This is a genomic window from Bacillus sp. AFS041924 (genome assembly GCF_002577195.1).
In the GTDB taxonomy this organism is placed as follows: domain Bacteria; phylum Bacillota; class Bacilli; order Bacillales; family Bacillaceae_G; genus Gottfriedia.
In genome coordinates, this window is the sequence record NZ_NULG01000103.1 from 1 (window position 1) to 13,060 (window position 13,060).

The following is a 13,060-nucleotide window of genomic DNA, read 5'->3' on the forward strand; positions in this document are numbered from 1 at the left end:
CGAAGAAAGCGAGCGTTTGGGGGGCAGTCTGAAATTAAAAAATAATATAAACAAAAAAGATAATCACCATAATAAATTGTAAAACTGCTTTTGCTAATGAACTACTAATAAATGAAACAACAGTAGCCCATGCAGATTTGATTGACTCTTTCGTATTTTTCCCTTGTAATTTCTCAGCTATAAAAACTGAAATGAATGGGACAATGATTAAGCCGAATGGAGGAAAGACAAATGACCCAACGATTACAGCTAAACACCCTACTCTTTCACCTGTTTTTGTACTCCCATATTTTTTGAGAAAATAAGAATTAGCCAGAAAATCAGCTAGAAAAATAACAGCTGTGAAAACGATCATGATAATCCAAAAAGACAAATTCAAATTACTTTTACTAATACCGAAATAATAAATTAAAAAGCCTACCCATAAAACTGGTACACCAGGAATTATTGGTTTAATAAGCGCAATAAACGCTAATGCAAAACATATGATAATTAATGTCCAAAGAACAATTGAAGTAACCATTTTATCCCCCTTACTATTTAAAATAGTTAATAAGAAAAAGAGACACTTAAAAACAAGTGCCTCCATTTTTTCATAAAAGTTTTATTAATTAAGATTTTGCACGTGAAACGTAGCTAGCTTCTGTTGTATTAATAATTAAAACTTCACCTTCGTTAATGAAGATTGGTACTTGAACGACTAAACCAGTTTCCATTGTAGCTGGTTTTGTAACGTTAGAAGCAGTATCACCTTTAATACCTGGTTCAGTTTCAACTACTTTTAACTCAACCGTATTTGGTAATTCAACACCTAAAATTTCAGCTTCAAAAGTCATGATATAAACTTCCATGTTTTCTTTTAGAAATTTTAACTCACGCTCAATGTTTGCTTCTGGTAATTCAATTTGCTCATAAGACTCGTTGTCCATGAATACATGTTGGTTACCGTTAGCATATAAGTATTGCATTTTACGGTTTTGAATATGTGCTTTAGCTACTTTCTCACCAGCACGGAATGTTTTTTCTTGAACAGCACCTGTACGTAGGTTACGAAGTTTTGAACGTACGAATGCAGCACCTTTACCAGGTTTAACGTGTTGGAAATCGATTACTTGCCAAAGGCCCCCATCAGTTTCAATTGTTAACCCTGTACGAAAATCGTTTACTGAAATCATTAAATATCCTCCTAAAAAATGAAATGGTCCCCTAAAGTATGTATCGTGGGTAAAAAAGAACCATTTCGCTTACCATGAATTTCTTTTACAACTTTATATCATAAAGTAAAATGCGCTTTTTGTGTAGTTCTATTTTTTAATCTAATGAAATCTTATAGAATGATTAGATTTTTTGGTGATGACATTAAGTTTTCGTTACCACCAGTTTTAACGATTAAATCATCTTCTATACGAACTCCACCTAAATTTGGAATATAAATACCTGGCTCACAAGTGACAATCATATTTGGCTCTAATACTGTATCAGATCGGAATGAAACGCCAGGTCCTTCATGTACTTCAAGACCAATACCATGTCCAGTTCCATGTCCATAATATTCTCCATAACCTTTTTCAGTAATATAATCACGGGTTAAAGCATCAGCTTCTTTACCAGTAATTCCTGCTTTAATTCCATTTACACCACGTAATTGAGCTTCAAGAACGATATCATAAATTTTCTTTAAATCTGAATGAGGCTCGCCTACTGAAACAGTTCTAGTCATATCTGATACATAACCTTTATAGTATGCACCAAAATCTAACGTTACAAAATCGCCAGTTTCAATTACTTTTTCAGATGCTACACCATGTGGAAGTGCAGAACGAGCACCTGAAGCTACAATTGTATCAAAAGATGATGAAGTTGCGCCTAATTTACGCATGAAAAATTCTAATTCATTTGATACTTCTAATTCTGTAACACCTGGACGAATAAATCCTAAAATATGATCAAAAGCAGATTCTGCGATTTTAGCAGCTTCTTTAATAATTGAAATCTCTGCATCAGTTTTAATTAAACGTAATTTTTCAATTAATCCGCTTACAGGAACTAATTCAGCCTTTACAGCTTTACGATAAGAACCGAATTCCGTGAACGTAACGTGATCTTGTTCAAATCCAAGTTTTGAAACGCCTAATTTCTCTGTTAGAGCAGAAATTTCAGCAGGAATTGAACCTTCATGTTTAACAATCTCAAAGCCTTCACATTGGCTAGTAGCTTGCTCGATATAGCGGAAATCTGTAATAAATAAAGCTTTGTCCTGAGTAATTAAAGCAACACCTGCTGAACCAGTAAAGTTCGTCATGTAACGTCTGTTGTATGTACTAGTTACTAATAATGCGTCTAAACCTTTTTCTACTAAAGCTTCGCGTAACTTTTTAATTTTTTCCATTGATTTTCTCTCCCCCACTTATCTTTTGTAAAGCACTTAAACCTAGATCATATCCATACACACCTAAACCTACAATTTGACCTACAGTAACTGCAGCTAAAACTGAAAGTTGTCGGAACTCTTCTCTCTTATGTATATTTGAAATGTGTACTTCAATAGTTGGAACGGTAATACTTGCAATTGCATCACGAATTGCATAACTGTAGTGAGTAAATGCACCTGGATTAAAAAGAATCCCATCATAGACATTATTTGCCGCATGAAGTTTGTCGATTAATTCACCTTCATGATTCGATTGAAAGCAATCAATCATATCCCCATTTTCATGTGCAAGTGATGATAAATGATCCTCAATATCCTTTAACGTAGTTGAACCATAGATAGAAACTTCTCTTTGACCGAGCATATTTAGATTAGGTCCATTCAATAATAAAAACTTAGCCATTTTAAAGTCTCCACCCATCATTTAAGCATATTTATCCCAAAAACTCATATTCTGGAATACCCAAGCTTTATTTTATCATAGGCCAGACTATTTTGAATAGCCACGCAAATATGCCTTTTGCTCTTGAAATGCAAAAGAAACAGAATATGCAATAAAAGTTCCGTATAGAATGAATAAACAGATGGTAGTAACAGTCGTATCAGATGAGTAATCCTTTATTGCTTTTAAATCGAACGCTATTTTGCCTAGAACGACAAAAACAATAACCCAGATTAGCATTCCAAAAAATATTCCTGGAAGAACTCCTCTAGTTCTTCTACCAATAAAATAAAATATAAATGCAACAAAGATTGAAATAATACCTAATCCAAAAATCGAAATTAAGTTTTCAATATTACCATTTGCCCATTTTCCAAGTTTAATCCTTTCTAAAACGAAATTTGGTCCGATTTGTGTAAAATCAAAATAACTCAGAACTAACAAAACAGTTGACCAAAATACACCGCCAAAAAAGCCAATACTAGCAATTTTATTAAAGTTCGCACTCCCTTTCGAATCATCCTGAGTACCTTGCACTTTGTTTTCAACTTGATTCGAATTTTGACCTTGGTTTTGGTCTTCATTTGGATTTTTCTCATTCTGATTACTGTCTTTACTTTGCATTTCCTTTTCTTGTTCTTGATCCTGACCTTGTTGTTTTTCTTGTTCTTTATCTTTTTCTGGCATTTAACATTTCCCTTTCCATACATTGCTAAATATCTTCTGACGTATTATGTCCAACATAGGAATTTTTAATGTGATTTCAAATTTTTATTAGAAAATTGAAAATATTATGATTATTATTTCCATTTTCCTACTTCTAATACTTGCACCATTATTATGCTTACATTTACAATAGATATAAATATAGATAAAAAACAAGTTTAGGTTGGTGCATCATGAGGGAGAAGAATAAAGCTGTTTATGGGGGTCAAGCAATCGTAGAAGGCGTAATGTTTGGTGGCAAAACACATACAGTCTCTGCAATCCGCAGATCAAATGAAGAAATACAATATTATGAAGAACCGATACATATAAATCGGACAATACAAAAATTAAAGAAAATTCCATTTGTCCGTGGTGTAGTCGCGATTATACAAGCAAGTATTAATGGATCAAAGCATTTGAATTATTCAACTGAAAGATACGGCATCGACCCAGAAGATGATGAGAAAATTGCAATTGAACGCGAAAAGCAAAAAGGTACACTTGCAACTTATCTCGGTCTTTCATTACTAGCAGTTTTGTCATTTTTAGTTGGAAAAGTTATTTTCACACTTGTGCCAGTTTTATTAGCGGCAACATTGAAGCCAATATTTGAAACAGATTTTCAACAAGTCGTAATCGAAAGTATCTTAAAACTATGTTTACTGTTAATTTATATTTACTTAGTTTCATTGACTCCTTTTATAAAAAGAGTATTTATGTATCACGGTGCGGAGCATAAAGTAATCAACGCATTTGAAAAAAATATACCACTAACAGTCGAAGGGGTTCAGTCTCAATCACGACTTCATTATCGATGCGGCAGTAGCTTTATATTATTTACTGTAATAGTTGGGATGTTTATCTACTTTTTAGTTCCAACAAGCCCGCTTTGGCTAAGAATTGTAGATAGACTTTTATTAATTCCAGTCGTTTTAGGCGTTTCATTTGAAGTTCTACAATTAACAAATAAAGTTCGAAATATTCCTATATTAAGATGGGTAGGTTACCCTGGATTATGGCTTCAATTATTAACAACAAAAGAACCAACTGATGATCAAGTTGAAGTATCAATCGCTTCATTTAACAGACTTTTAGAAGTGGAAAAAAATAACAAGATTTAATTGACAGAATTTTATAAAAAATATCAACTTATTGGATAAAATGTAATAAACTATAAGAAACAATATTTTTTCTAATACATTTAATAACTAATTTACTCTTCACACTAGGAGGTGCTTAAAGTGAATCAAAAAGTGTACACATCAATATTTTATGGAATATTAGCATTAGCACTTTTTGGCTTAATTGCTCAGTTGATAAACGATCCAGCCAGATTATTACAACGGTTTTTATTTATTGGATTAATTCTTTTAATTATTTATTTTATTTATAGAGTTTTTACCTCTTCAAACAGCCAAAGAAACCATCAAGACTCCTATCGTAAGGCTGCTAAACAAACTGTAAAGAAATACAATGCACAAAAATCGAGCTCGTTAAAAAAATCGAATAACAAATCAAAGCCCACTTCAAGAAAAAGTACCTCCACGCCTTTATTAAAAAAACGTACAAAGGATGCTAGTCACTTAACCGTGATTGAAGGTGAAAAGGGCAAAAAGAAAGACCGTGCTTCTTATTAAGCACGGTCTTTCTTTTTATCTATGAACGTGAAATACAAATGTTGTATATTTTAAAAAGTAAAGACTATGCTCTTTATTATGCACAGTCTTTTAGTTATTCGAATTCGATTGCTCTTCATTCGACTTTTGAATATATTTTAATGCTTCGATTCGATTTTTATCTTCTTCAAAATATTGAACTAGTTCGCCTATTCGATCAATCGCTTCCCAACTAACATGATGTTCCATTCCTTCAACATCTTGATAAATTAAGCTCTCATCAACACCAATAATTCGTAAAAATTGCTCAAGTAACACATGGCGATAGACAAGTCTTTTTCCCATCTTTTTACCTTTTTGAGTCAGGATTAACCCTCTATACTTTTCATAAATTAAGTAGTCGTCTTTATCAAGTTTTTGTACCATTTTAGTCACAGACGATGGGTGTACAGATAATGCTTCAGCAATATCAGATACACGAGCATACCCTTTATCTTCAATTAAAAGGTAAATTTGTTCTATATAATCTTCCATACTAGGTGTGGGCATGTTCTTCCTCCAATACCGTAATTCAATCTTTTATCCGTTACAATAAGCATCAATTAAAATGATACACCACAATATCCAAAAGTGCAATTAACATGAACACATATAAATTATGACAGATAGTCCTTCTGTATAAGAATATGTTAAAAAATAAAAAGAGTGTATCTTTAAAAATAGATACACATAGTGTGTAGACAAAGTCCCAAAAATTTGATTCTCGGACTGATTGAAAATCGCTTGTCTTTTAAGGCGCGAAGTCTGATGAGGGGCGGAGTTACCCTAAATGGTAATGAGCACCGCGAACAGCAGGCGAAGCAACGAAGAAAGCGAGCGTTTAGCTTAGCAGTCTGAGATAAACATTTTTATGTAAAGTACTGAATTTCTCCATTAGGAAAATATTTATTTATATAGCCTGATATCGTCTCTTCAATTGAGGCAGCTTCTTCTTTTTGATAAACATATTTTCCAATTCCATATTTCCCCCATTTATATTTCCTTTTCTCTTCATCCATCTCAAGTTTAGTATTAGGATATCTCTCTAAAATGACCTTTTTTGCAGGTTTTGTAAATCGGTGTTGTATCAGTTCAAACGTCATTTTCTCATTTGCCAATTCACTTAATGCATCCTTTAATCGTATAAAAAGTTCTTCGTAGCCTTCTTCCCAATCCTCATGCATATAAATCGGTGCAACAATAAAGCCAAATGGATAACCTGCATATGCAACTTTTTTAGCAGCCTCTATTCTCTCATCAAATGAACCAGTCCCAGGTTCAAAATTTTTAATAACGTATCTAGAATTTATACTAAACCGAAATGTAGTTTTCCCATTATGCTTTGCATCAAGTAAATGATCAACATGCGGAAATTTCGTTACAAATCGTAAACGACCATATTCCGTTTGACCAATGAATTCAATTGTTTTCTTAAGCGAATGCGTTAAATAATCAATACCAACAATATCGGAAGTACAAGCCGCTTCAAACCTTGTAATCTCTGGCGCACGCTCTTCCAAATATTTCATTGCTTGTGCAAAAATCTCTTCTAAATTGACATATACTCTAATATAAGGCTTTGATCCAAGTGTAGTTTGTAAATAACAATAATGACAATGCCCCATACAACCAGTAGCAAGAGGAATAGCATATTCCGCTGAAGGTTTAGACGTTTCAAACTTTAATGTCTTACGCAAACCAACAACTAAAGTTGATTTAGCAATCCTGTATTTTTCCACATCATTTTCACCAGGTAAATTTCGAATTTGATTATGGGAAGTAGTTTCTCTGATTTCTAATCCCATCCCCTCAAATTTCTCTTTTAATTCCATACCTAACGTATACTCTAACGCTTGAGGTTCGAAATAAACAAGCTTTGGTATAAATGGTTTCATCCTATCTACTCCTTCTCATTTTTGCTTAGTATTAACCTTGATACTAAATAAACGAGTGGAAAAGGTAGGAATTTCTCTATTTAATATGTTACGGATTTAGTTTTAAGTAGCACAACGACTAAATTGCGCAGATAATTGTCTCGATTTCCAATGATAATCAAAATACTATCTGTTTTTATTAAAAAGGATCAATTTTGTTTTGAATTACGCCCAATTCCGTTATTTATTTGAATTTTAATGTTTAATCTGACTTAATTTATGCCTTAATCACGTTCGGATACCCATAGTCGTATAGGTATAATTTTGTTTTATTTGCACTTTTCTTGTTTTTTATTGCGATTCTAGGTTTTTAATTGCCGTTTTGACATTTTTATTTGCGATTATCGGATTTTAATTGCAGTTTTGACATTTTTAATTGCACTACTTCGTATATTTGCACTTTCACGACCTTTAATTGCACCTCTCTGATTTTATTTGCACTCTCACGTCCTTTATTTGCACTCTCCCAATCATTATTTGAACTTCTCTAATTTTATTTACGCTCCTATGATCTTTAATCTGTACCTCAATATCTTTATTTGCACTTCCACGATCTTCAATTGCACTTCTCTAATTTGCACTCTCCCCCTAATTATCTATACAGATAAAAATCCGATTTGCAATCCTCCTATTTAGTTAAGCATCTCTTAATTAAAATCAAAAAGAAAGAAAGCCCAAAAGGCTTTCTATTAATGAGTAATTATATTACTTACGTAAATTCCATTCCTCAGTACCATACTTTGTAGTAGCTAATTCCTGTACTTCTTTCTCTTGTGCCTCAGTTAATTCATAAGGTACTAATTCGATATCTAATCCAATTTCAAAACCTTTTTCAAATGCTTTATATAAGTCTGCCATCGTTTTAGGAGTAGCACTTTCTGCATTGATCCATGTTGCACGGTCTAAGAAACGTTTTTTCATTCGATCTCTAACTGCGTCTGAAGAGAAAATATATAAGTCGTATAACATATCTACGTCAATATTTAAAGGAACTGAACCATGCTGAAGAATTGAGCCCTTTTGTCTAGTTTGAGCACTTCCTGCAATTTTTTTATCATTTACAACAACTTCATACCATGATGGAGCATCAAAGCAAACTGCGCTTGCGGGATTTTTTAATTGGTTTTTTTCATCAGCAGTTTTTGGAACTGAAAAAGAAGCATCTAATCCTAGTAGCTTGTACCCTTCTAAAATTCCCATTGAAATAACTCGATACGCATCTGTAACTGATGCAGGCATATTTGGATAGCTTTCTGGGACAATTACGCTATAAGTAAGTTCATCATGATGAAGTACACTTCTTCCACCAGTTTGTCTTCTTACAAAATCGCCATTGTATTTTTTTAGTGCTTCTAAACTAATCTCTTGATTTTTTTGAAAGTAACCGATTGTTACTGTAGGGTTTTCCCATTCATAAAAACGTAATGTTGGAAGAAAACCTTCTTCACTTTGCCATTTAATTAAGCATTCATCAAGTGCCATATTATAGCTACCAGATTTTACTCCACTATTAATAAAATACCACTTTGTCTTTGTCATGTTGAAAATCTCCTCATTTTTCGTTTAAATTTTTACTTTTTTTAATGAAAGTTTCTTGCACAATCCTACTAGAGAATTATAATAAGATAAGTAGGTAATTGAAAGGTGTTGAAAAATTTGAGTCAGTTATTACCAATATTTTTTGTCGTACTAGGTATCATTGTATACGCAACAGTAATGTATTTCTACCAAAAACGTTTAATTAAAACGTTAACTGAGGAAGAATTCCGTGCTGGCTACCGTAAAGCTCAACTAATTGACTTACGAGATCAAGAAGATTTTAAGAACGGCCATATACTAGGTGCTCGTAATATTCCGTTCGCACAATTAAAAACGCGTTCAAAAGAAATTCGTAGAGATCAGGCAGTTTACTTATACGATCAAATGGGCGTTCGTCCTGGACAAGCTGCACGTATTTTACGTAAAAATGGCGTAACGGAGCTATACCAACTTAAAGGCGGCTTCAAGCTTTGGTCTGGTAAAGTAAAAAAAGGATTATAATCCACAATTATTTTAAATGAAAAAAACTACTTCATTTTAAGAAGTAGTTTTTTACTTTTTATGTAGAACACCTTATCGACTTATTCTTTATGAGTCTTTGGTTTTTCGTATTTCTCACCTTTTGTATCAACCTTAATTGACTCGATGACTACTGGTGTAACAGGTTTTTCCATTGAATCTATTTCAACAGCGTCGATTTGCTTAACGATATCTAATCCTTCAGTTACTTTACCAAATGAAGCATATTGCCCATCTAGGTCTGGCGTATCATTTGCCATTATAAAAAATTGACTACCAGCACTATTTGGATCACCAGTTCTTGCCATTGAAAGTACACCTGTTGTATGTTTTAAGTTATTTTCAAAACCGTTTGATGTAAATTCTCCATCTATTGCATATCCTGGTCCACCCCCACCAGTTCCTTCAGGGTCTCCACCTTGAATGACAAAATCTCTAACTACTCGATGGAATGTTAATCCATTATAAAATCCTTTGTTTGCTAGTGCGATGAAATTATTTACTGTATTTGGCGCAGTATTAGGATATAATTCTGCTTTAATAACTCCGTAATCCTTTACTTTAATTGTTGCTATTGGTAATTTTTCATGTTTTTTACCGGTCGCAGACTTTTCATTATTGTTACCACATGCTGCTAATAAGCTGATTGATAAGACAAGACAGCTTATTAATATTGCTCTAAAAGATCTTTTTAACATTTTTCTTTCTCCCCACTTTCCTTTTTATAGTTTACCAAATTTGACCACATATTTTCCACCGTTTCAAAAAATTGGGAATATTTACACAGAACGACTTCTATCACTCAAATACAACAAAAAACTGCTATTCAATAAATGGATAACAGTTTTTTTGTTAATTAATTTATACAACTTTTTTAGATGGTTCCTCGATTTTATTTTTCGAGAATGGAAACCACCAATTCCATTTTCCAAATAACTGCATTAAACTTGGGACTAAAACTAAGCGAACAATTGTAGCATCCAAGAAAATCGCAATAGCAATTCCAATTCCCATCTGTTTAACCGGAACCATATCAGTAAAAGCAAATGCTCCTGTAATAACAATCATAATTGATGCGGCTGATGTTATGATACGGCTCGTTGATACTAAACCTTCCCTAGTTGAATAAGTGTTATCTCCAGTCTCATAATATAGTTCTTGCATTCTTGACATTAAAAATACTTCATAGTCCATGCTTAAGCCGAAAACTAATCCAAACACAAACACTGGTAAAATCAACATGATATCAGATTGAGGTAATCCAAAATTTCCACCTTGAAATAGCCAAGTAATGATTCCAAACGTTGCACTTAAAGATAAAACATTCATAAATATTGCTTTGATTGGGATGATTATTGACCTAAATGCGATCATTAATATGACGAAAGTACTAATCATAATAACTAGTAAACCATATACAATATTATCTGTAATCTCATCAAATAATTCTTGTTCAAATTTCACTTGACCGCCGACAGTATAGTTAAGACCTTCTATTTTCCCATTATATTTATCTTCAAAATCTCTTACCCATTGTTTCCCTTTTTCTGATTTAGGATCAGAATGCAAAAATACTTGTATGTATGTTTTATTCTTTTTAATATATGCACCGATCGCGGGCTGAATTTTTGATGCATTAGGTGATTTTAAAGCAGGTAGTAATTGAGCAGCATTTAAATTAACTGCATTCAACACACTTTTTACTTCAAAAACATTTTTGTCGTCTTCAAGCTTTTTCTGTATTTTTTCTAAAGAGTTTACATTCTTTTGATTTAAGAAGTCATTATCGGATTCTAATACAATAGATACTGTTCCATGTTTTAATGATTCTGGAAGAAACGCTTTTTGATATTTTTCATAATAAATTCTCGATGTTGCATCCTTTGGTAATGCATCAATTGTAGGTATATTTAAGTGCACATCTCTGATTGGAATAACGAAAAGACCTAAAATGATTAAAGAAGTGAGTGCCATAATGATTGGTCTTTTCATAACGAAATTAGCAAATTTTCTCCAAACTGCTTGTTGTTGATCTTGGCTTCGATTCGCAATCAATTTTAATGTACCTTTATTAATATTTTTACCAAGAGCTGACAGTACCGCTGGTAGTAGCGTCAATGACAAAAATAAACTAACTAAAACAACAACTGCACCACTGATTGCCACACTTCTAAATAAATCAATATTTATGAAATAGAGAGCTGATAATCCAATGAATACACAGATACCAGAAAAAATAATCGCTCTACCTGCAGTTGCAAACGTCACACTAATTGCTTCTTTTACTGTTGAGTGATTTTGTAATTCAGTTTTATAACGGCTTACGAATAATAACGCAAAATCGATTGATAATGCTAATCCGATCATCGGTGCAACATTTAATACAAAGATTGATAACTCAACATACTCTCCGATAAAGGCTAAAATACCAAATGTACTTAAAATACTAATCATACCAATTATGATTGGAATAGCTGATGCAACTAAACTTCCAAATGCAAAAAATAGAACGATAAACGCAATCGGTACACCAATCATTTCAGCTTTCTTTAAGTCTTCTTGACTAGTTTTATTCATTACATCGCTAATTATTGTAAACCCAGTTGTTCCAATCTTTACCTTATCATCTGAAAATGACTCTACTTTTTTAGTAAATTTATTATTTAGGTCAACAAGCTGATCGTGATCTTTTTCATTAAATAAAAGAGATAAATAAGCAATATTATCTTTTTTCATACTCGGATTAGTTAGAGGATGATGAAATTGCTTAATATTCTTTTCTTTTTGAACTTCCTTCACAATATGATCAATACTAGATTGGAATTCAGCGTCAGTGACCCCTTTTTTTCGCTCTAGTAATATGATTAGTGAGTCCGGCGATTGTTCAAATTCTTTTTCTAACACATTCTTAGCTTTTTCATATTCTCCAGGTGTTCTAAAACCATCTCCATCTAAAATGCCAGGTAAATGTTTAGAATATATACCTAGAAAGATTGAAATGACAGCTAAAATTGCAATAATTAGATATCGGAATTGATAAATCGATCGCCCCACCTTTTTCCAAGCACTATTTTCACTTACTGTACTTTTCATTTTTCCACTCCTTATTTACATATCCTACAAATATCTTAACAAACTGATGTAAATTCTGCCTATTTATTTCTATTTTGACTCAGAAATAAATAAAAAAACGCTCAATAATATAAATCAAATTGATTTATATTAGAGCGCTAAAATCTTGAAACTATAATTGCAACAATGATTCCAATTAATGCTCCAACAACAACTTCATATGAAGTATGACCTACTAGTTCATTTAAAGCTTTATAATTTTTAATTCTTCCATGGAAAAAATCATTTAATAACTTCGCATGTTTACTAACTGCTAATCTTACTCCAGATGCATCATACATAATAATAATTGCAAAAATTGCAGCGATGGCGAAATCAACATTACCAAACCCTACATTTAATCCTACACTTAAGGCTAAAGCAGTCACAGTTGATGAATGTGAACTTGGCATCCCCCCAGATGCAAAAAACTTAGAAATATCGAAGTCCTTTTCTTTAAATAAATGGATAATGACTTTTAAAAACTGTGCAATAAACCAGGCAATTACAGCTGATATTAATGGTTCGTTGTGAAGTATCGTCAAAACGTACCTCCTTTTGTTGTATTAATTGTTATTCCATTATTATCTTTCTTAAATAATTGTATATTCACCAGCTACTAGCAAAAATAATTTTTTAATATTAAGCTCTGTTAAAAAAGAATGTTGATTTTCCATTCCAGGTACTTCGCTTGAGGCCACTGAAAAATCAATTCCCATAA

Annotated in this window: 14 protein-coding genes; 3 read left to right on the forward strand and 11 right to left on the reverse strand. The window is 32.5% G+C overall.

All coding sequences use genetic code 11. The features are described from left to right. Positions 1-34 precede the first annotated feature (34 nt). From COC46_RS17810 to COC46_RS17830, 5 genes are all read right to left on the reverse strand, one after another. Complete coding sequence (locus tag COC46_RS17810) at positions 35-523, reverse strand: DUF456 domain-containing protein (RefSeq protein WP_098811265.1); 489 nt, start codon at positions 521-523, stop codon at positions 35-37. Between the two features lie 88 nt (positions 524-611). After that, entirely contained in the window at positions 612-1,175 is a 564-nt protein-coding gene (gene efp / locus COC46_RS17815; protein WP_098811266.1) for an elongation factor P, read from the reverse strand. A gap of 152 nt (positions 1,176-1,327) precedes the next feature. Next, positions 1,328-2,389 carry a M24 family metallopeptidase gene (locus COC46_RS17820; RefSeq protein ID WP_098811267.1) on the reverse strand — a complete coding sequence of 354 codons (1,062 nt, stop codon included), beginning with the start codon at positions 2,387-2,389 and terminating at the stop codon, positions 1,328-1,330. Next, on the reverse strand, positions 2,376-2,834 hold the full coding sequence (gene aroQ, locus COC46_RS17825; RefSeq protein WP_098811268.1) for a type II 3-dehydroquinate dehydratase: 459 nt from the start codon (positions 2,832-2,834) through the stop codon (positions 2,376-2,378). The genes COC46_RS17820 and aroQ overlap by 14 nt, the downstream gene beginning before the upstream one ends. Positions 2,835-2,921: 87 nt before the next feature. Next, a complete protein-coding gene (locus tag COC46_RS17830; RefSeq protein ID WP_098811269.1) occupies positions 2,922-3,560 on the reverse strand; it encodes a YqhR family membrane protein in 639 nt (212 codons plus the stop codon). 212 nt (positions 3,561-3,772) lie between these two features. Here COC46_RS17830 and COC46_RS17835 point away from each other — a divergent pair, with 212 nt between their 5' ends. Beyond that, positions 3,773-4,702 carry a DUF1385 domain-containing protein gene (locus COC46_RS17835; RefSeq protein WP_098811270.1) on the forward strand — a complete coding sequence of 310 codons (930 nt, stop codon included), beginning with the start codon at positions 3,773-3,775 and terminating at the stop codon, positions 4,700-4,702. 120 nt (positions 4,703-4,822) lie between these two features. Next, positions 4,823-5,218, forward strand: coding sequence for an SA1362 family protein (locus tag COC46_RS17840; RefSeq protein ID WP_098811271.1), 396 nt, complete (start codon positions 4,823-4,825; stop codon positions 5,216-5,218). Between the two features lie 90 nt (positions 5,219-5,308). Here COC46_RS17840 and mntR read toward each other — a convergent pair whose 3' ends face one another. From mntR to COC46_RS17855, 3 genes are all read right to left on the reverse strand, one after another. Further along, on the reverse strand, positions 5,309-5,746 hold the full coding sequence (gene mntR, locus COC46_RS17845) for a transcriptional regulator MntR (protein WP_098811272.1): 438 nt from the start codon (positions 5,744-5,746) through the stop codon (positions 5,309-5,311). A gap of 359 nt (positions 5,747-6,105) precedes the next feature. Beyond that, a complete protein-coding gene (gene splB / locus COC46_RS17850) occupies positions 6,106-7,131 on the reverse strand; it encodes a spore photoproduct lyase (protein ID WP_098811273.1) in 1,026 nt (341 codons plus the stop codon). A 744-nt stretch (positions 7,132-7,875) separates the two neighbouring features. Then, the gene (locus COC46_RS17855) at positions 7,876-8,709 is read right to left on the reverse strand and encodes a lipoate--protein ligase family protein (protein WP_098811274.1); all 834 of its coding nucleotides are present in this window, start codon (positions 8,707-8,709) and stop codon (positions 7,876-7,878) included. Positions 8,710-8,886: 177 nt separating this feature from the next. Between COC46_RS17855 and COC46_RS17860 the strand changes: the two genes are divergently transcribed. After that, on the forward strand, positions 8,887-9,210 hold the full coding sequence (locus COC46_RS17860; RefSeq protein WP_098811277.1) for a rhodanese-like domain-containing protein: 324 nt from the start codon (positions 8,887-8,889) through the stop codon (positions 9,208-9,210). Positions 9,211-9,290: 80 nt separating this feature from the next. On the opposite strand, the gene COC46_RS17865 is transcribed toward COC46_RS17860, so the two are convergent. From COC46_RS17865 to COC46_RS17875, 3 genes are all read right to left on the reverse strand, one after another. Further along, positions 9,291-9,926 (reverse strand): peptidylprolyl isomerase, encoded by a 636-nt coding sequence (locus COC46_RS17865; RefSeq protein WP_098811275.1) that lies wholly within the window; start codon positions 9,924-9,926, stop codon positions 9,291-9,293. 163 nt (positions 9,927-10,089) lie between these two features. After that, positions 10,090-12,321 (reverse strand): MMPL family transporter, encoded by a 2,232-nt coding sequence (locus COC46_RS17870; RefSeq protein WP_098811276.1) that lies wholly within the window; start codon positions 12,319-12,321, stop codon positions 10,090-10,092. 137 nt (positions 12,322-12,458) lie between these two features. After that, complete coding sequence (locus COC46_RS17875) at positions 12,459-12,884, reverse strand: divergent PAP2 family protein (RefSeq protein WP_255294957.1); 426 nt, start codon at positions 12,882-12,884, stop codon at positions 12,459-12,461. Positions 12,885-13,060 lie beyond the last annotated feature (176 nt).